The following is a 20,719-nucleotide window of genomic DNA, read 5'->3' on the forward strand; positions in this document are numbered from 1 at the left end:
GCGCCTGTCTTGTTTTGAGAAGTGGGCTTCGCGAACTTCTCAAAACAAGACAGGCGCCCCGGCCCCGGCGATATATCACTGGCTGACCATAGTTATATGCACAGTATCCAAGGTAGCGTCAGCAAAGTCCCCATTACTTTAAAAATTATCAGCCCCCGCATATCGAAACGATCGAGAGGGCCGCCTCCGGGCGGGGAGACTTTGTCTGGGGAAGTTCGCGAAGCCCACTTCCCCAGACAAAGCCACCCCGCCGGGCAAGGCCCCAGCGCGAGACCGTCCCAGATGCCTACCTACTCGTTGTCGCCTGCGGTCATTTGCGTTGCGGAGAGCGTGCCGTCGGCGGCAGTTGCAGCCGCAGCGTCGGGCCAGACCCAGTCAGTGAAGGCCGGGTGATCGAAGCCCTCGTTGCACGCGAACTCAAAGGCCTCGGTGCGGAAGGCCTCCCACTCATCAATCTGCTCGGCAAACTTATCGGCGTCGACCATGCGCAGCACGTCGGCGGCCAGGGCCCAGCGGTCCATGTTGTTCAGGCGCAGCATGTCGAACGGCGTGGTCGTGGAGCCCTTCTCCTCGTAGCCGTGAACGCGGAAGGCGTCGTGGCCGGGGCGGTTCCAGATCAGGCGGCGAATCGTGCCGGCATAGGCGTGGAATGCGAAGAGCACGGGCTTCTCGCCGCAACCGAACAGCTCAGCCCAGCGCTCATCGCTGATGGCCTGGTCGTTCTCGCAGACGTTCTGAATCTTGAGCAGATCGACCACGTTAACGAACCACGCCTTAATGCCTAGCTCGCGCAGCATGTCGGTTGCAGCCAGGGCCTCGAGCGTCGGCACGTCACCGCAGGTCGCAACCACGACGTCGGCCTCGGCGAGTGAACCAGCGGTCGATGCCCACTTCCAAGTCGCGACGCCCTCGGCGAGCTCGGCCTTTGCCTCGTCGACCGTCTGGAAGGTCGGGGCGGGCTGCTTGCCGCAGAAGATGGCGTTGACGCAGTCAGTCGACTGGTAGACGCGCTCGGCCACAGCGAGGGCCATGTTGGCGTCGGCCGGATAATAAGCATTCACGATATGCGTGTCGTTGGCCTTGTTGAGCAGCAGGTCGATAAAGCCGGGGTCCTGGTGCGAGAAGCCGTTGTGGTCCTGACGCCAGACATGGCTCGACAGCAAAATGTTGAGGCCGCTGATGGGGGCACGCCACGGAATCTCGCGCTTGGTGGCCTCGAGCCACTTGCAGTGTTGGTTGACCATGGAATCGACCACGTGGACAAAGCTCTCGTAGGAGCTCCACACGCCGGAGCGTCCGGTGAGCACGTAAGCCTCGAGGAAGCCTTCGCACTGGTGCTCGGACAGCTGCTCGACGACCTTACCGGAGCCTGCCAGCAGCTCGTCGTTGGCATCGTCCTCGTAGAAGCCGGCATCCCACTGCTTCTTGGTCACCTTGTAGGCTGCCTGCAGGCGGTTGGACGCGGTCTCGTCGGGGCCAAAGATGCGGAAGTCCTCCATGTTCTTAGCCAGAACGTCGGCAGTGTACTCGCCAAAGACGCGGGCGGCCTCGGTGGAGCCCCAGCCATGGCCCTTCTCGGCAACGGGAATCTCGTGGGCGTGAATATCGGGGAGCTCGAGCTCGCGGCGCACCTTGCCGCCGTTCGCGTTGGGATTGGCGCCGATACGCAGCTCGCCGGTCGGCATAAAGGCCGTCACCTCGGGGCGCACCTGGCCCTCGGGCGTAAAGAGCTCCTCGGGCTTATAGGAGCGCAGCCACTCGCGCAATACGCGGAAGTGCTCATGGGTGTCCTTGGCACTCGCCAACGGCACCTGATGGGCGCGCCAGGAGTCCTCGGTCTTCTTGCCGTCGATGTGCTTGGGGCAGGTCCAACCCTTGGGAGTACGGAACACAATCATGGGGTAGGCAGGGCGGGCCACGGTCTCGCCTGCGGCGGCCTGGGCCTGCGCGGTGGCCTTGATGTCGCAAATCTCATCAAAGACCTGCTCAAACAGGGCAGCGAAGCGCTCGTGGATGCTTGCGTGGCTCTCGTCGTCAAAGCCGGCGACAAAGAAGTGCGGCTTGTAGCCCATGCCCTCAAAGAACTTGGTGAGCTCCTCGTCGGACACGCGAGCGAGGATGGTGGGGTTGGCGATCTTGTAGCCGTTGAGGTGCAGGATCGGCAGGACGATACCGTCGGTTGCCGGGTTCACGAGCTTGTTGGACTGCCAAGAGGTGGCAAGCGGACCGGTCTCGGACTCACCGTCGCCCACCACGGCCACGGCCAGCAGGCTCGGGTTGTCCATGACGGCGCCGTAGGCGTGGCTGAGCGTGTAGCCGAGCTCGCCGCCCTCGTGGATGGAACCGGGCGTCTCGGGCGCAAAGTGGCTCGGGATGCCGCCGGGATAGGAGAACTGGCGGAAGAACTTCTGCAGGCCGGCCTCGTCATTGGTGATGTCGGGGCGGATCTCGCGGTAGGTGCCGTCGAGCAACGACTGAGCAGTCCCGGCGGGGCCACCGTGACCAGGACCCATCAAGAAGATAGCATTCTGGTTGTGGTCGGCAATGAGACGATTGACGTGACCGAACAGGAAGTTGATGCCGGGCGTGGTACCCCAGTGGCCAACCAGGCGGTGCTTAACGTCCGGACGACCGAAGTCGCGCGTCTCGCCGGTCTTCTCGTCGACAAAGTCGGGGCGCATTAGCGGGTTAGAGCGAAGGTAGATCTGACCGACGGACAGATAGTTCGATGCGCGCCAATACAGGTCGACGCCCTCGAGCTCGGAAGCCGGCACCTCGTGGCCCAGCTTTTGCCACGGCGTCCCCAGTGTTTTAGCCATTGTTTATGTCCCTTCGCTGTGCGGTCGCCCTCCGATACGGCAACCTTTCGTTGGGACTAGTATATTTGCTAAAACGTTTTATCATGGTGAAAAAACGTTTTATCACTCTTATCAATCCCATCGATTAGCAAAACGCGACATTCACCTGCGGCGTTGATTGTCACAGGTGCTCCACATTCGGTCTCTGCAAATTGGTAAACGTGTTTAGTTGTGTTTAGTAAGTTCGAGCACGCTGTCCTTAACGATAAGCTCCGGCTCCAGAACGACCTCTTCGGCACGCCTGCCGCCCCTACCGGCAAGACGCTTGGACATGCAGCCAAAAGCATGCTCCGCAAGGACACCAGGGTCCTGCTCAATCGCGGTCAGCGCCGGCTCAAAGAGAACGTCGGCCGCCGAGTTGTCATAGCTCACCACCGAGATATCGCCCGGGATGCTCTTCCCCATCTCGTGCAAGCGCTTGAGCAAACCGAGGGCAATGTTATCCGAGCTTGCGAACACGGCAGTGGCGTCAGTTGCGAGCACCGCCTCCGAGGCCTCGTATGCGCTCGGAATGTAGTACTCGCTCTCAAACTCCAAACGCGCGTCGATCGGCAGGCCAACCTCGCGCAGCGCGCGCTCATAGCCGGCAAGTCGCTTGCGACCCGTATTGGAACGGCGGGCATTAACCAGGCAGGCAATACGGCGGTGGCCTTGCTCGATCAGATAGCGGGTAGCCATATAGCCGCCCATCTCGTGGTCGAACATCACCTTGTCGCACTCGAGCCCCTCAATGGCACGGTCGACCATTACGGCCGGGATGGGCAGGTGGCTGACTTCTTCGCGCAGGGCGCGGTCATCGGAGAACTCGTCACCCACCACCAGGAAGACGCCATCAACGCCGCGCGTCACCAGCTGGCGCAGCAGCTCCAGATCGTCATCGGCGCTTCCGCCCGAGCTGGTAATGAAGAGCGCATAGCCGTCCTCGCGGCAGCGCTTTTCCAGGCTACCGGCGAGCGAGGCAAAAAAGCGGCTCTCGATGTTAGGGACGATAAGGCCCAGCGTGCGCGACTCGCGCATGACCAGGCTGCGCGCAATCTGGTTGGGAACATAGTGGTTGCGCGCCGCGACCTCTTTGATGAGTTTGCGGTTTTCTTCCGAGATGCGACAGGGCCGATTATTGAGAACAAGCGAGACCGACGAGGGGGAAAGCCCCACCTCCTGGGCGATCTGCTTGAGGGTGACTTTGTTGGCCATCTCGCTCCTTCCGGGTTTACGCGCAATCTCTTGAAAGTATAGCGACTACCCCTCTACCTCGGTGATAAACACTTTACCAATCCGGTGGACGGCTGTTTTATCGCCGCCAGCGCACCAAATCCGTCCGGGTGGGGTATATTGCAATCGATTGATGACAACGACCACCAAAAGGCGGATATTCGTATGCACGAGAACGACTTTTTTAACGAGGACCTGCTGTGCGCGCTCGCTGGCGTTGCCGGCGAGGACAACGTGCTGATGAGCGAGCCCATGCGCGAGCACACCACGTTTAAGATCGGCGGCCCGGCCGACGTCTTTGTCATGCCCGATACCGAGCAGGGCCTCGTCGCCACGCTCGATACCTGCTATCGCTGCGACCTGCCACTCACCATCGTGGGCAACGGCTCCGACTTGCTCGTCGGCGACAAGGGCATCCGCGGCGTCGTCGTAGCGCTGGGCGAGGGCCTCTCCGACATTACGGTCGACGGCACGCACGTCACGGCGGCAGCCGGCGCCTTGCTTTCCGATGTCGCCGCGGCGGCAGCCGAGGCCGGTCTCACCGGCATGGAGCCCATCTCGGGCATTCCCGGATCGGTCGGCGGCGCCTGCTACATGAACGCCGGTGCCTACGGTGCCTGCATGGCCGATGTACTGGAGTCCGTGCGCGTCTACAAGCCCGCCCGCATGCTTGACGACGGTACCCGCGGTAGCGGCAGCATTATCGAGTTCGATGTCGATGAGCTCAACCTGGGCTATCGCAAGAGCCGCATTGCCGACGACGGTTTCATCGTGCTTTCGGCCACTTTCAATCTCGCCCCGGGCAACGCCGCGATGATCAAGGCCGACATGGATGACTACCGCCAGCGCCGCGAGGACAAGCAGCCGCTCGACATGCCGAGCGCCGGCTCCACCTTCAAGCGCCCCGAGGGCTACTTTGCCGGCAAGCTCATCATGGACGCCGGCCTGCGAGGACACGCCATCGGCGGCGCGCAGGTGAGCGAAAAGCACTGCGGCTTCATCGTCAACGCCGACCACGCCACCGCCGCCGATGTCGACGAACTCATCCGCCACATCCAAACAACCGTCAAAGACCAATTCGACGTAGACCTAGAACCCGAAGTCCACCGAGTAGGCGAATTCCTTTAACAAAGAAGGCCCCGAAAGGGGCCTTCACTTTCTTTTATTCAGACAACCAATCCGGTGCGTAGCGCCCCGAACCCGAGAGGGCCGCGTGCCCGCCCGCAATATATTTGATTGATCGCGAGTTCCGCACGCAAAGAAGGCCACTTAATGTGGCCTTCGTCTTGCGCAGGACTGCCCGAGCAGGCAATCAAATATATTGCGGGCGGGCACGCGGCCCAGTCGGCTTTACGACAGCGCAATACCGCCAAGCCAGCCCCAACGCACGCCAGAGCCAGTACCATAGAAGCTAATAAACGAATCAAGCGACTTCGACGTAATGGCACCCTCGTTGCTCATAACGATGCCGCCGCCAACGTAGATACCCACATGACCGTAGATAAGGCCCGGAGCACCCGTGCCGCTGTGCGAGGAATCGGCCACGATCATGCCCACCTGCAGCGCCGAGCGGTCGGAGCTATAGCACCAGGCGTTGAACATGTCACACGCGTTGCCGCCAAAATAGCCCACGCCGGCATTGCGGAAGACGTTGGTAACCCAGGCAGCGCACCAGCCCTGGCCGGGAGAAGGCGTCGAGTAGCACGCATTGACGACGGCCTGCTGCTTGCCCGAACCGCCCGTCTGTTGCGGGGTGCCGCCGGCATACGAGCCGCCACCCGAGCTCGAGCCACCCGAAGAAGAGCCCGTGTTCGCAGAGGCCGCGGCTGCCGCAGCCGCCTTCCTAGCGGCCTCCTCAGCCTGGGCGGCAGCGAGGATCTCGGAATCGCGCTGAGCCATGAGTTCCTTGACGTCGTCGGAAAGACCGTTCAGCACGGTCTGGACTTCTTGCTGCTTGGCCTGCATATCCTGCATCTGAGCCGTCTGCTGGTCCTTGAGTTTCTCCAGGTCGGCCTTTTGTGATTCGAGCTCGGTCTTCTGCGCGTCGAGCTCAGCCTGAATCGTCTGGATATCCTCGATGGCATCGCGGTCGCTCTTGTTGATCTTCTCAACGTAATGCGCGTTGGCGACGAGTTCCTCAAACGAGCCAGAGGCCAGCAGCAGCGACAGGATGTTCGTGCCGCCGGACTTGTAGCTGGCGGCCACGCGATCGGAAAGGTCGTTGCGCTTCTTCTTGAGCTCGGCCTTCTTTTCATCGATCTGGGCCTGCGTGTCGTCAATCTTGCCCTGGACATTCTCGATGTCGTTGAGGGTCTGGGCATTCTTGTTGGCCAGCGCCGCATACTCATTTGCGATGCTGTCGAGCTGGGCCTGAACCTCGTCGAGCTGGGCCTGGGCGGCATTCAGTTTATCGGTGGTTTCTTTGGAAGCCTCCGCCGCATGGGCGCGAGTGGGCAGGCCAAAAAGAACTGCCGCAGAAGCGGCGCCGAACAGGGCCTTGAGGGCAGTGCGGCGCGAGAGCTCCTGGGAAAGGATGGAATCGCTGTTTGGTGACATATGTACTCCGTTACATGCTTATTTATATGTCGCTCAACTCATACATATTAGCGTACATATGACGCGTCCCAACGATTTCCACGAACGGCAGGAAACTGCAAGGTCGGCGGCTCGTAAGCAATTGTTAAATTTGAGGTAACAATTGAGCAAGCTCTTCTATGAGTACGTTAACATAATCCTCTGCTTTTCCTCAGCGCACGATTTGGGCGTCCCCGCCTGCGCTATACTCCCCTCTAGAAGTGTTCCTGATTCGATAGGAGACTACATGTCCAAAGCGCTCGACCCCAAAGACACCTGCGTCCTCGTTACCGGTGGCGCCGGCTTTATCGGCTCGCACACCGTCGTTCAGCTGCTCGAGGGTGGCTACCAGGTCGTCATCGTCGATGATCTCTCCAACTCCAGCGCCGTCGCCGTCGACCGCGTCAAGACCATCGTGGGCGACGAGGCCGCCAAGAACCTCACCTTCTACGAGGCCAACGTGCTCGACCGCGATGCGATGAACAAGATCTTCGATACCCATCAGATCGACCGCGTCATCCACTTTGCCGGCTTTAAGGCCGTCGGCGAGTCGGTGAGCAAGCCCGTCGAGTACTACCACAACAACATCGAGAACACCCTGGTGCTCATCGACGTCATGCGCAACCATGGCTGCAAGTCCATCATCTTCTCGAGCTCCTCGACCGTCTACGGCGACCCGGACAACCCGCCCGTCACCGAGGAGGATCCTAAGAAGCCCGCGACCAACCCCTATGGTTGGACCAAGTGGATGATCGAGCAGATCCTTATGGACGTCCACACCGCCGACCCCGAGTGGGACGTCGTGCTGCTCCGTTACTTCAACCCCATCGGCGCTCATCCGTCGGGCCTGATCGGCGAGGACCCCAAGGGCATCCCCAACAACCTGGTACCCTATGTCGCCCAGGTCGCCGTGGGCAAGCTCGAGGCCGTTCAGGTCTTTGGCAACGACTACCCCACCCCCGACGGCACCGGCGTGCGCGACTACATCCACGTGTGCGATCTGGCCTCTGGTCACGTTGCCGCCCTTAACTGGATGAACGGCAAGACCGGCGTCGAGATCTTTAACCTGGGCACCGGCACCGGCACCTCGGTACTCGAGGTCGTCGCCGCCTTCTCCAAGGCTTGTGGCAAGGAGCTGCCCTACGTGATCCGCGAGCGCCGCGCCGGCGACATCGCTGCCAACTGGTGCGATGCCTCCAAGGCCGAGCGCATGATGGGCTGGAAGGCCCAGTACGACATCGCGGACATGTGCCGCGATAGCTGGAACTGGCAGAGCCACAACCCCAACGGCTTCGCCGACGCCGAGTAGCAAAAACCTACATACTGTTCTTGCCCCGATCTCACGTTGTGAGGTCGGGGCTTTTTCATGGCATGTAGCCATTCGCCGAAAATCGACCAACTTTTTTATCTTGCCTGTACATGTTTAAACAACATGTTTTACAATAGGCGTATCGAATCAGAACATCGGAGGCGGACTGCATACCCATCGGCAGGCCGACCCCACAACAAGAAGGTTGGTGAGCGCATTCATGGAGCGTGCAAGCGGCGTCCTCATGCCCGTCTCATCTCTGCCCGGACCATACGGAATCGGCGGCTTTGGCTGGAATGCCTACGACTTCGTCGATTTTCTCGCCTCGTGCAAACAACATTACTGGCAGATTCTGCCCCTTACGACGACTAGCTATGGCGATTCGCCCTATCAGTCGTTCTCGGCCCGCGCAGGCAACCCCAACTTTATCGACTTTGCCGAACTTATCGAGGCAGGGTATCTGGAGCAGCGCGATATCGATGGCGTGTATCTGGGATCCGACCCCAGCAATGTCGACTACGGTGCTATCTTTGGCGGCCGCCGTCAGATTCTCGACCGCGCCGCCGAGCGCTTTGCTGCCGACAAGCCGGCCGATTTCGATGACTTTATCCAGGCCAACGAGGACTGGCTCATCCCCTACTGTGAGTTCATGACCGTCAAAGAGGAGTGCGGTCTCAAGGCGTTTTGGGAGTGGCCCGCGGAGCTCCGCACCCGCGGTGAGGCTTCTGCCAAGGTCTGCGCCGACCATCCGGCGCGTATGCTCTACCACCAGATGACGCAGTACTTCTTCGATCGCCAGTGGAGCCGCCTCAAGGCCTATGCCAACGAGCGCGACATTCTCATCATCGGCGACCTGCCTATCTATGTCTCGCGTGACTCCGTCGAGATGTGGGCGACACCCGAGCTCTTTAAGATCGACGCCGCCGGCAATCCCGTGAGCGTCGCCGGCACGCCGCCCGACCAGTTCTCGGCCACCGGCCAGTACTGGGGCAACCCCATCTACGACTGGGACGCCATGGAGTCCGACGGCTTCTCCTGGTGGGAGGGCCGCATTCGCGCCGCCCTCGACATGTACGACGTCATCCGCCTGGATCACTTCCGCGGCTTCGAGGCCTATTGGGAGGTGCCGTTCTCCTCGCCCGATTCGTCCTACGGTTCGTGGACGCAGGGTCCCGGCCTCAAGTTCTTCAAGACGCTCGAGGAAAAGCTCGGCACGCTGCCCATCATCGCCGAGGACCTGGGTTTCCTCACTCCCGGTGTCATCGACATGCGCGACAACTCGGGTTTCCCCGGCATGAAGATCCTGCAGTTCGCCTTTGAGGGCACCAACTCGTACTACCTGCCGCATAACTACATCGCCAACACCGTCGCCTATGTGGGCACCCACGACAACGAGACGGCGCGCGGCTGGTTTGAGGGAACGGCCACCCCGCGTCAGCGCGAGCAGGCAGCCCTGTACACCCATCAGCAGGCCGGCGAACCCATCGCCGACGCGCTCAACCGAACCATCGCAGCCAGCGTGAGCGACACGTGCATCTACACCATGCAGGACCTGCTCAACTTGGGCAACGAGGCGCGCATCAACACCCCTGCCACCCTGGGCGGCAACTGGACCTGGCGCATGCTCGACGGCGCCATCACCCGCGAGCTCGAGCACAAACTCACCGACTGGACCGAGACCTACTTCCGCATCCCGTCGGAAGCCGAAATCGAGCTTCCTCAATAGGAGCTACCGCGCCCGACCCCTCCCCACCGTGCGGACGCGCTTGCTTTCCCGCGCGAGGCCACCCCAATCCCCTCGCGCGGGATTCTTTTGAATTTCTGACATGTAGTCAACTCACCACAGGAGGAAACATGCCCCGCATCAATCTCGCGGATCTTGCCGAGCAGTCCTTTGGAACTTCGCTCGAGCAACTCGATGACCGCCGCATTTACAAACTGCTGGTCAAGCTCGTGCAGGAGCGCTCTGCCGCCTGCCCGCTCAACAACGGCAAGAAAAAGCTCTATTACATTTCCGCCGAATTTTTGATCGGCAAGCTGCTCATCAACAACATGATCGACCTCGGCATCTACGACGAGGTTAAGGACCAGCTCACCGCCGCAGGCCACGACCTCAACAAGATCGAGGAGTTCGAGGTCGAGCCGTCGCTCGGCAACGGCGGCCTGGGCCGCCTGGCCGCGTGCTTCCTGGATTCCATCGCCACGCTGGGCTTGACCGGAGACGGCGTGGGCCTCAACTATCACTACGGCCTGTTCCGTCAACGCTTTGTCGACAACCAGCAGAAGGCCGTCCCCGACGAGTGGCTCGGTGAGCAGGACATCCTAGTCGACGACGACCGCTCCTACACCGTCGAGTTCGGCGATTTTGCCGTTACCTCCAAGCTCGTCAACATCGACGTGCCCGGTTACGGCCAGCCCACCAAGAACCGTCTGCGCTTGTTCGACCTGACGAGCGTCGACGACGGCCTGGTCCCCGGCAGCTCCATCGACTTCGACAAGACCGAGATCGCCAAGAACCTCACCTTGTTCCTCTACCCCGACGATTCCGACGAGCAGGGCCGCCTGCTTCGCATCTACCAGGAATACTTCATGGTGAGCAACGCCGCCCAGCTCCTGATCGACGAGGCCATCGAGCGCGGCAGCAACCTGCACGATCTGGCCGACTACGCCGTGGTCCAAATTAACGACACGCACCCCACCATGGTCATCCCCGAGCTCATTCGCTTGCTCACCACCGAGCATGGCATCGAGTTTGACGAGGCCGTGACCATCGTACGCTCCATGGTCGCCTACACTAACCACACGATTCTTGCCGAGGCACTCGAGAAGTGGCCGCTCGTCAGCCTGCAGAAGGTCTCCCCTGCCATCGCCGACATTATCGTCAAGCTCGATGAGATCGCGAAGGCCGAGCACGATGACCCGCGCGTCGCCATCATCGACGAATACGACACCGTCCACATGGCCCACATGGACATCCACTTTGGCTTCTCCATCAACGGCGTAGCCGCCCTCCACACCAAGATCCTGGAGGACACCGAGCTTCATCCGTTCTACGAGATCTATCCCGAGAAGTTCTCCAACAAGACCAACGGCATCACCTTCCGCCGCTGGATCCATGGGGCCAACCCCGCGCTCGCCAGCCTGCTCGACGATGTAATCGGCACCGACTGGCGCAGCACCGGCGATCTGAGCAAACTCGCCAAGTTCGCCGACGACAAGGATGTTCTTGAGCGCCTGGCCGCCACCAAGGTCGAGGCCAAGGCCATCATGCGCCAGTTCATGGCGCTCGAGCAGGGCGTGACCATTCCCTCCAACGCCATCATCGACGTCCAGGTCAAGCGCATCCACGAGTACAAGCGCCAGCAGATGCTCGCGCTCTACATCATCTGGAAGTACCTCGATATCAAGAACGGCAACAGACCTAAGCACCCCGTCACCATCATCTTTGGCGGCAAGGCGGCGCCTGCCTACACCATCGCGCAGGACATCATCCATCTGATCCTGACGCTGTCGCAGTGGATTGCAAACGACCCCGACGTGGCTCCTTACCTGCAGGTTGTCATGATCGAGAACTACAACGTCACCGCCGCCGAGCGCGTGATTCCCGCCGCTGACATCTCCGAGCAGATCAGCCTGGCCTCCAAGGAGGCGAGCGGCACCTCCAACATGAAGTTCATGCTCAACGGCGCCCTAACCCTGTGCACGCTCGACGGTGCCAACGTGGAGATTGCCGAGCTCGTGGGCGACGAGAACATCTATACCTTTGGTGCCTCGTCCAAACTGGTCGAGCAGCTCTACGCCGACGGCACCTACAACGCCGGTGCGCTCTACCGCAAGCCCGGAATTAAACTGCTGGTGGACTTCATCACCAACCCGGCCTTTATGGCAACCGGCAACGCCGAGCGCCTGCAGCGCCTGCACGACGACATTAAGGGCAAGGACTGGTTTATGGCCCTGCTCGACATTGAGGAGTACATCCAGACCAAGGAGCGCGTGCTGGCCGACTACGAGGACCAGGACGCTTGGATGCGCAAGGCGCTCATCAATATCGCCAACGCCGGCACCTTCTCGTCCGACCGTACGATCTCCCAGTACAACGACGAGATCTGGCACCTGAGCTAGCTCATTCCCCTTACCCATCCTCTTGAGAAACGGAGTCGTGGCAACACGGCTCCGTTTTTTGTGCCCGCACGTTACCCTGTGATCCGACTCGGCCAAACAATCTCGATCCGTAGCAATTACTCAACCAAAACGGTCCCAGCCGTTACAGATTGAGACATACCGGCCCCTCCCCTTGGGTTTATCTCAATCTGTAACATCTAGCAGGTGTAATTCGCCTTTGGTGTTACAGATTTAGATGAAATGGTTGGCACAGCGGAACCGTCTCGATCTGTAACATCTAACGTCCGAAATCGGCCCTACCTGTTACAGATCGAGACAAACAGACCTACAGACAGCCCCAACACAAAGAAAGGCTCCCCTCTCGCCCAGTGGACGGGAGGGGAGCCTTATATGTGACCACGGCAAAAGGATGGCAAAGCCGCAGTCGCCCAAAGGGAGGGCCTGGATGCACCGGGCCTAGATAAGGTTCTTGCCAGACACCTTATCGAAGAGATGAGTCGCGTTCTTCTCGAACTTGAACCAGATGGGGTCGCCCGCCTTGAGCGCACCCTTGGCCTCAAGGTCGACAACGGGAATGATCAGGACGAACTGGCCATCGGGAGCAGTCACGTGGACATGCTCGGTCGAACCCATGAGCTCGGTCACCTCGACGGTGCCCTGGAGCGCACCCTCCTCGCCCTTGTCGGCAAGCAGGATCTGCTCGGGGCGCACGCCGGCCGTGATCTCCTTCACGTCGCCGCCGTCCCAGTTGAGAGCAAGCTGAGCGCAGGTCTCGGGGGCCAGCGCGACATTCATGTCGTCGGTCTTGACGGTAAAGCCGTTGCCCGAGCGCACCAGCTGGGCATCGAAGAAGTTCATCTGCGGCACGCCGATAAAGCCGGCGACGAAGATGTTCGCGGGATGGTTGAAGACCTCCTGCGGGGTGGCGATCTGCTGGACGACGCCGTCCTTCATGACCACGATGCGATCGCCGAGGGTCATAGCCTCTGTCTGGTCGTGAGTAACATAAATGAACGTGCCCTTGATCTCGTGACGCAGCTTAATGAGCTCGGCACGCATCTGGTTACGAAGCTTGGCATCCAGGTTGGACAGCGGCTCGTCCATCAGGAAGACCTTGGGGTCACGCACGATGGCGCGGCCGATGGCGACGCGCTGGCGCTGGCCGCCCGAAAGCGCCTTGGGCTTACGGTCGAGGTACTCGGTAATACCCAGGATCTCGGCAGCGGAGCGAACCTTACGGTCGATCTCGTCCTTGGGGACCTTCTTGAGCTCGAGCGTAAACGCCATGTTCTCGTACACCGTCATATTGGGATACAGAGCATAGCTCTGGAACACCATGGCGATGTCGCGGTCCTTGGGAGCGACGTCGTTGACGCGCTTGCCATCGATGAGCACATCGCCCGAGGTGATGTCCTCCAGGCCAGCGATCATGCGCATCGTCGTGGACTTACCGCAGCCAGAGGGGCCAACGAGGACGATGAACTCCTGGTCGTGAACGGTGAGGTTGAAGTCCTCTACAGCAAGCACACCGTCCTCGGTAACCTTAAGGTTGTGCTTCTTCTCCTCGGTCTTCTTCTTTTTGCCAAAGAAGCCCTTCTTTTTTGACTCGTTGTTGGGATACACCTTCTGAACATGTTTGAGAACGATCTCGGCCATGTCTTTACCTTTCGATACGCGGCGCCGCGCTGAGGGGCGCCGCCAAAACTTGCAAAACAGTTATGGCATCAGCCCTTGACGGCACCTGCCACAACGCCGTCAATGATGTACTTCTGGCAGAAGATGTACATGATGACGATGGGGATGACGACCATCATGATGCATGCCATCATGGGGCCGAGCTCGACGTGGCCGTAGCCGCCGCGGAAGTACTGGATCAAGATAGGAATGGTCTTGTACTTGGTGGAGTCGAGCGTAAGGTAGGGCAGCAGATAGTCGTTCCAGACCCACATGGTCTCGAGGATGCCAACCGAAAGATAGGTGGGCTTCATGATGGGAAGGACGATCTTAAAGAACACCTGGACCGGGTTGCAGCCGTCGATCATGGCCGCCTCTTCGATCTCGAGCGGGATGTTCTTGACAAAGCCGGCGAACATAAAGACCGCCAGGCCCGCGCCAAAGCCGAGGTAGATAAAGCAGATGTTGAACGGCGTGTTGAAGCCGATGCGGTCCGCCAAATTGGACAGCGTGAACATGAGCATCTGGAAGGGTACGACCATCGAGAACACGAACAGGTAATAGAAGAAGTTCGAGATCTTGCTGTTGACGCGAACCACGTACCAAGCGCACATGGAGCAGCACACCAAGATCAGCACGACCGACGTGACCGTGATGATGAGCGAATACATAAACGCCGAGGCAAAACCCTGCTCGTTTAAGGCATGCACGTAGTTTGCAAAGCCGTTGAACGTCTCGGGCGTGAGCAGATCGAACGCCGTGGTGGTGCTGATTGCGGTCCCCTTCTTAAAGGAATTGAGCGCAATCATGAACACGGGGTAGATCCACGCGAGCGACAGGATCGTAAAGAAAATCGAGAGCGCGCGGTTGATAGCCTTATCGCGTTTCATTACTGCTGCACCTCCTTGGACCTCGTAGCCTTAAGCTGGATCATAGAAATAGCGACAACCAGGATGCAGAAGATAACTGCCTTGGCCTGACCGATGCCCTGCCATGCGATGCCAGCACGCGAATAGAACGTGTTGTAGATGTTCAGGGCGAGCATCTCGGTGGAGTGCGCCGGGGCGCCACCGGTAAGGGCGAGGTTCTGGTCGAACAGCTTAAAGCCGTTGGTGATGGACAGGAACAGGCAGATGGTGATCGTCGGCATCAGGTTAGGGATCTTAACCTTCCAAAACGTCTGCCATGCCGTGGCGCCGTCGACCTTGGCGGCCTCGATGTAGTCGGACGGAATGGACTGCAGACCAGCGATGTAGATGATCATCATGTAGCCGACCTGCTGCCACAGGGTCAGGATGATAAGGCCCCAGAAGCCAGCGGCGGAGTTGAGGGCGATAAGCTGGGCACCCACGTTGGAGAGCAGGCAGTTGATCAGAATCTGCCAAATGTAGCCCAGTACAATGCCGCCAATCAGGTTAGGCATAAAGAAAATCGTACGGAAGATGTTGGTGCCCTTGAGCGCCTTGCGAGTGAGCGCCTGCGCAATAGCCAGCGCGATCACGTTGATGAGCACCGTTGACAGGAAGGCAAACGCCACGGTAAAGAAGAACGACGTGGAGAACTGCGGGTCGGTCAGTGCGCGCACGTAGTTCTCGATACCGACAAAGTGCGCGTTATTGATGGTAATAAACTGGCAGAACGAGAGATAGAAACCCTGGATAAAGGGAATCACGAACCCGATCATAAACGCCAGGCACGTGGGCAGCATAAAGAGCGGCCACCAGCGTTTGAGTGCTTTGCCCATAGAAGGGTCCTTTCAATATGCAGGGGGCGGGCAAACCAACGTCTGCCCGCCCCCTGTCGCTAATCAGATAGCTTGGGCAGCAACTGCTTACTCGGAAGCAGCCTTCTCGGTCTTCCAGCCATCGACGAAGGCGTTCTTGACGCCGTCCCACTTGGTGTTGTCGGCAGCATAAGCGATGAGAGCCTGCTTGAGGTTCTTCTTCCACTCCTCAGAGGGGATGTAGACGAAGTCCCAAGCAACGGTCTTCTTGCCGTCCTTGGCCATGGCAACGGCCTGCTGCGAGAAGACGTTGGTGGTCTCCTTAGCGCTCTTGAACGGGGCGGTCAGACCCATCTTGTCAGCGATGATGCTGGTGGCGGTGTCAGAAGTGACGCACCAATACATGAAGTCCTCGGTGGCCTTCTGGGCATCCTCGGATGCCTGGGAGCTGACGCACCAGTAGTTCTCGCCGCCGGAGCACAGGCCCTGGTTCTCCTCGCCGTCGACGCCGATGTAGATCGGCAGCATGCCGAGCTGGTCGTCGGTCATACCGGCCTTGGTGAGGTCGGCGTAGGCCCAAGAGCCGTTCTGGTAGAAGACGGCCTTGCCGGTTGCGAACTCGTTGGTGGCGTCGTCACCGGTCTTGGAGGCGAGCTGCGAAGGATCGCAGGTGGAGTCGGTGATGTACAGGTCGAAGATCTGCTTAAAGTTGTCGAGATACTCGCCCTTGATCTCGTCGTCCTCCTGGTTGTGCTCCTTCTCGAACTCGTAGTAGAGCGGGAGGTTGGCGAGGTGGGTGGTGTAGCGCCAGCTGGAGGAGTCATCCATGCCGGCGGAAGTGAAGGCACCGTCAACGCCGAGCTCGTCCTTGCGGGCCTGGATGTCATCGGCGCAAGCCTTCAGCTTGTCGAAGGAGTTGATGTCCTCGGCCTTGTAGCCGGCCTTCTCGAGGAGCTCCTTGTTGTAGATGATGCCGTAGCTCTCCTGAACCCAGTCGATACCCAGATCCTTGCCGTCGGACTGCAGCGCCAGGGAGTCGTCGATGAGCTCGCCGCGGAGCTTGGTGTCGGAAAGATCGGCGCAGTAGTCCTTCCAGTTCTTAAGGCCGGTGGGGCCGTTGACCTGGAACAGCGTCGGAGCGGAGCTCTTGGACATCTCGGACTTGAGCTTCTCCTCGTAGGTGTTGGAGGCGGCGGTCACGATCTTGACCTCGACGCCCTTCTCCTTCTTGTACGCCTTGGCGATCTCCTTCCACTCCTTGTCGACCTCGGGCTTGAACTGGAGGAAGTAGACCTCGGCAGCGTCACCAGAAGCAGAGGAGCCGGAGCCGGCAGAACCACCGCAGCCCACGAGGCCCAGACCAAGAACCGCAGCCGCGGAACCAGCAAAGCCCAGGAACTGCCTTCTGCTCATTTCGTTCTTCATTACAATCCACCCTTTCACACCGTGGCGGCACCCTTTGCCGCCGCCTTCGGAGATTGGCTCGGGGACTTTGCCCCTTTTGCTGACTTGTACAATACGCTATTTGGCTAGTTGTTTGAACAAGTATTACTAGAGCGGTAGAAAAACTTCGGTGAACGGTAATTTCAACTTGATACTTGACAAGTTTTGTATAAACAATTATTTATTATCGAATGCAGAGAAAACGCCCGATCAAGCCGATGCATCGTCGGTTTGACCGGGCGTTTTCGCTTTGAGGGCATGAGTCTCGTCAGGCTGCGAGCTAGCCGGCTATCGCTTGGAGTTGACGCGGTAGTGGAAGATCTCGGGATGCGTGCGGGCATGCGTGACCTCGAACAAGATGCCGTCCGAGGTGTACGACTGGCTCTCCATAACGGCGACGCAGTTGTACTTGCCAAGGTCCAAGTAGCTGCAGTCCTCATCGTTGGCGAGCTCGACACTCACCGTACGACGGCTCGCCATCACTTTGACGCCGCGCTTGTGCTCCAGATAGCCGTAGATAGAATCCGCCGCGATCTCGGGGGTCAGGCCCTTGGCGATCGACGCCAAAAAGTAGCCATGGTCCACTTGGCGCGCGCTGCCGTTGAGGCTTCGGACACGCACTACGCGAATCAGCTCCTCGCCCACCTTAAAGCCCAGGCGACGAGAGAGTTGCTCAGTGCAAATCAAATGTTCAAAAGACTTGACCTCGGTCGATGCGACGGCATTGTTGCGTTTTGCGAACTCGCCAAACGACTCAACCTCTTCGAGTGCGCCCAGCATGTCGGTTTCGCCCTTAAGCCAAATAACGCGCACGCCCTTACCGTGTATAGGCTGCACAAACATCTGGTCGGCCAGCATGCTCAAGGCACGTCGAACGGTATTGCGCGTGCAGCCAAACTCCGCGGTCAGCTCGGCTTCGGTTGGCAGCATCTCCTGAAACGCATAGGTCCCGTTGATGATGCGCGAACGGATCTCGCGGTAGATTCCTTCGTAAATCGCTTTTGGCATGATTTCACCTCTAATGAATATGTATGGCTAGGCACGATAGCATTTCTTTGGGTTGTTTAAACCGTCTATCGGCAAAGCACCGATTATTAACTGTCAACGGCGCCCGTGATGCTCCAATCGATTCGAATCAAAACCAACAATGCGGCGAACGCTCACTCCCCTACAATTAACTCATTGTTTAAACGTTCCACCGCAGACACGGCGGGCTTATGGTCGAGAGGCAGAATATGCTGCAAAAAATCCAACGCTTTGGCGGGGCAATGTTCGCGCCCGCCATGCTGTTTTCTATATCAGGCCTCATGGTCGGCATCTCCGCCCTCGCCACGACCGTAGACATCGTCGGCGATCTCGCCGTATACGGAACCCCTTGGTACGTTTTCTGGACCATCATCCAGCGCGGCTCGTGGACGGTCTTTAAACGTCTCCCGCTCCTTTTTGCCGTAGCGCTGCCTATCGGTCTTGCCCAAAAGCAACCGGCACGCTGCTGCCTCGAGGCGCTCGTAGCCTATTTTGCCTACTGTTTCTTTTTGAGCGAGATCATTAAGCTGAGCGGCGACAACCTTGGACTTAAGTACCCGTCGTCTTTAACCCCCGCCAGCGGCATCACCGTCATCGACGGCATCAAGACGCTCGACACCGGCATTATCGGCCCGCTGGCGGTGTCGGCAACCGTCGTCGCCATCCATGACCGCTTCTACGATGCCAAGGTTCCCGATTGGCTCGGCACCTTCTCGGGTTCCTCGCTGGTCTACCTCATCAGCTTTTTTGCCGTGTTTGCCCTTGCCGCCATCTCGGCCGCCATCGTGCCCTTCGCATACGCTGTGACCGAAACGCTGCGCCACGCACTTGCGGGCGTCGGCCCCTTCGGCGTGGGCATCTTTGTGTTTTTGGAGCGAGCGCTCGAGCCCATGGGGCTGCACCATCTGCTCTATATGCCCATCTATTACGACAATCTGGTCATTCACGACGGTATTTACGCCACGTGGACCAACCTGCTCCCCATTCTCTCCCATAGCACGCGCCCTTTAAATGAACTTGCGCCCTGGGCGGGTTTTACCGCCACCGGCTGGGGCAAGCTCTTTGGCCTTCCCGCCATCGCGGCAGCATTCTATTTCACCGCCAAACCCGAACGCCGCGCCGGCCTTAAGGTCATCCTTTTGCCCGCCATCGTCGCCTCGGTGGTCTGCGGCGTCACCGAGCCGCTCGAGTTTCTCTTTATGTTCACCTATCCCGGACTCTTTTTGCTCTACGCCGTCCTGTCCTCCTGCCTTGCCATGACCATGAACTTCTTTGGCATCGTCGGCATCTTCTCGGGCGGTCTCATGGAAATGACGGCCTTCAACTTCATCCCACTCATGCGAATGCATGCCGGCTCCTACCTTTTGGCGCTCGGTATCGGTCTTGCCTTTAGCCTCATCTTTTTTGTTAGTTTTCGAGCACTCATCTTGGTCTATGACCTTAAGACGCCGGGCCGCGAGGATCATGTCTCCAATCGCGCGGCAATCGATCGTTTAACGGGAAGCGGCTTTGCCAAAGAGCAATCTCCCAATGGCGAGGTCGGTATTCAATCCGATCAAGATCACGTCCTCGCCGAGCGGGTAATTCAGCTTTTAGGTGGCGTTGGCAATATCGTGGGCGCAACCAACTGCGCCACGCGCCTGCGCGTCGAGGTCGCAGACCCTTCCATCGTTGCAGATAATGCGTCGTTTGTCGCGGTGGGCGCCAAGGGCCTCATCATTACGGGCAAGACCGCCCAGGTGATTATTGGCATCTCCGTTCCCCGCGTTAAAGAGCATTTTGACCAGATCATGGGCCTCGAGCCGGGATTTGTGCCCACCACCTCGGCCTCCCCTGCCGCCAGCGCAGCCCATAAGCGCGGCGATATCTGCTTCTTCGATATCGACGGAACACTCGCCTGGCAAGACCCTCGAGTGGCACAAGAACTTCCCGAGAGCGAGCGAGACCTCTCCCCCTATCCCAATGAAGCGGTCTCGCAAGCCATCCGTGATTTTGTCGCCAAGGGCAATATGGCGTTTATCTGCACAGGGCGCACGCTGAGCTGCATCCATCCAAAGCTGCTCGAGCTGCCCTGGACCGGCATCGTCTGCCTCGCGGGTGGCTATGTCGAACTTGAGGGACACGTGATTCGCGATTTGGCGATGACGCCCGGTATGCTGCAGCGTCTTGCTCCCATTCTTGAGCAATCGGACGAAGTGATTCGTTTTGAGGGACTCAATGGCGTCGTTCGCATGGGTGCCGATGCGCCCGACGCCCCCGGATATGCCCGCACCGTGGGCGATGCAATTACGCAGCTGCAACATTACAGCGCCTACAAGATCTTAATGTCCACGTCGCTTGCCAACCGCATCGCTCAGGATCAAACGTTTGAGCCGCTGCTCTGCTTTAACGAGCTCGAGCTCGAAGTGACCGAGATTTCGCCTCGCGAATGTACCAAGCGCGAGGGTATCCAGTCCGTACTCGACGCTCTCGACCCCAACCATGGAACGGTGTATGGCATCGGTGATGCCAGCAATGACATCTCGCTGATGAACGCCGTCGATGTCGGTATCGCCATGGGCAATGCGCCGGACTTCCTCAAGGAAAAGGCCGACTATGTCACCGACAGCATCGACCACGACGGCGTCGTCACCGCGCTCGAACACTTTGGGCTTATCTAGCCAAGCCCCTACCGCACTTGCGGCCGCATGGACCAATCGTCTTCAACCGCCGCGCTCGACGCCCTAATGTGGCAATATGTTGTCTGCATAATGCAACGATGCAACCTATCAAAGAATG

Annotated in this window: 13 protein-coding genes; 5 read left to right on the top strand and 8 right to left on the bottom strand. The window is 59.2% G+C overall.

Annotated elements, in window-relative coordinates:
• Window positions 1-290: 290 nt before the first annotated feature.
• Window positions 291-2,819, bottom strand: a complete 2,529-nt coding sequence (locus DW171_RS08780; RefSeq protein ID WP_118270976.1) for a phosphoketolase — start codon at window positions 2,817-2,819, stop codon at window positions 291-293.
• A 204-nt stretch (window positions 2,820-3,023) separates the two neighbouring features.
• Window positions 3,024-4,052, bottom strand: coding sequence for a LacI family DNA-binding transcriptional regulator (locus DW171_RS08785; RefSeq protein WP_089573627.1), 1,029 nt, complete (start codon window positions 4,050-4,052; stop codon window positions 3,024-3,026).
• A gap of 183 nt (window positions 4,053-4,235) precedes the next feature.
• Here DW171_RS08785 and murB point away from each other — a divergent pair, with 183 nt between their 5' ends.
• Window positions 4,236-5,198, top strand: coding sequence for a UDP-N-acetylmuramate dehydrogenase (gene murB, locus DW171_RS08790; protein WP_118270977.1), 963 nt, complete (start codon window positions 4,236-4,238; stop codon window positions 5,196-5,198).
• A gap of 222 nt (window positions 5,199-5,420) precedes the next feature.
• On the opposite strand, the gene DW171_RS08795 is transcribed toward murB, so the two are convergent.
• Entirely contained in the window at window positions 5,421-6,626 is a 1,206-nt protein-coding gene (locus DW171_RS08795; RefSeq protein WP_117790814.1) for a CHAP domain-containing protein, read from the bottom strand.
• 265 nt (window positions 6,627-6,891) lie between these two features.
• On the opposite strand from DW171_RS08795, the gene galE reads away from it, so the two are divergent.
• The 3 genes from galE to glgP all read left to right on the top strand — a co-directional run bounded on the left by galE (window position 6,892) and on the right by glgP (window position 12,075).
• Window positions 6,892-7,953 (top strand): UDP-glucose 4-epimerase GalE, encoded by a 1,062-nt coding sequence (gene galE / locus DW171_RS08800; protein WP_006235870.1) that lies wholly within the window; start codon window positions 6,892-6,894, stop codon window positions 7,951-7,953.
• A 208-nt stretch (window positions 7,954-8,161) separates the two neighbouring features.
• On the top strand, window positions 8,162-9,679 hold the full coding sequence (malQ, locus tag DW171_RS08805) for a 4-alpha-glucanotransferase (RefSeq protein WP_233539145.1): 1,518 nt from the start codon (window positions 8,162-8,164) through the stop codon (window positions 9,677-9,679).
• A gap of 128 nt (window positions 9,680-9,807) precedes the next feature.
• Window positions 9,808-12,075: a glycogen/starch/alpha-glucan family phosphorylase gene (glgP, locus tag DW171_RS08810; protein WP_117798298.1), complete on the top strand. Its 2,268-nt coding sequence runs from the start codon at window positions 9,808-9,810 to the stop codon at window positions 12,073-12,075.
• 456 nt (window positions 12,076-12,531) lie between these two features.
• On the opposite strand, the gene DW171_RS08815 is transcribed toward glgP, so the two are convergent.
• The 5 genes from DW171_RS08815 to DW171_RS08835 all read right to left on the bottom strand — a co-directional run bounded on the left by DW171_RS08815 (window position 12,532) and on the right by DW171_RS08835 (window position 17,923).
• A complete protein-coding gene (locus DW171_RS08815; protein WP_118256844.1) occupies window positions 12,532-13,731 on the bottom strand; it encodes an ABC transporter ATP-binding protein in 1,200 nt (399 codons plus the stop codon).
• 68 nt (window positions 13,732-13,799) lie between these two features.
• Complete coding sequence (locus DW171_RS08820; protein WP_118270979.1) at window positions 13,800-14,639, bottom strand: carbohydrate ABC transporter permease; 840 nt, start codon at window positions 14,637-14,639, stop codon at window positions 13,800-13,802.
• Window positions 14,639-15,493 carry a carbohydrate ABC transporter permease gene (locus DW171_RS08825; RefSeq protein ID WP_099432301.1) on the bottom strand — a complete coding sequence of 285 codons (855 nt, stop codon included), beginning with the start codon at window positions 15,491-15,493 and terminating at the stop codon, window positions 14,639-14,641. The genes DW171_RS08820 and DW171_RS08825 overlap by 1 nt, the downstream gene beginning before the upstream one ends.
• Window positions 15,494-15,580: 87 nt before the next feature.
• Window positions 15,581-16,897, bottom strand: coding sequence for an ABC transporter substrate-binding protein (locus DW171_RS08830; protein ID WP_055252173.1), 1,317 nt, complete (start codon window positions 16,895-16,897; stop codon window positions 15,581-15,583).
• A gap of 306 nt (window positions 16,898-17,203) precedes the next feature.
• Complete coding sequence (locus tag DW171_RS08835) at window positions 17,204-17,923, bottom strand: GntR family transcriptional regulator (protein ID WP_055252172.1); 720 nt, start codon at window positions 17,921-17,923, stop codon at window positions 17,204-17,206.
• A gap of 227 nt (window positions 17,924-18,150) precedes the next feature.
• Between DW171_RS08835 and DW171_RS08840 the strand changes: the two genes are divergently transcribed.
• Window positions 18,151-20,601 (top strand): PTS transporter subunit EIIC, encoded by a 2,451-nt coding sequence (locus DW171_RS08840; protein WP_117855758.1) that lies wholly within the window; start codon window positions 18,151-18,153, stop codon window positions 20,599-20,601.
• Window positions 20,602-20,719 lie beyond the last annotated feature (118 nt).

Source organism: Collinsella sp. AM15-2, from assembly GCF_003471985.1.
Classification (GTDB): Bacteria; Actinomycetota; Coriobacteriia; order Coriobacteriales; family Coriobacteriaceae; genus Collinsella.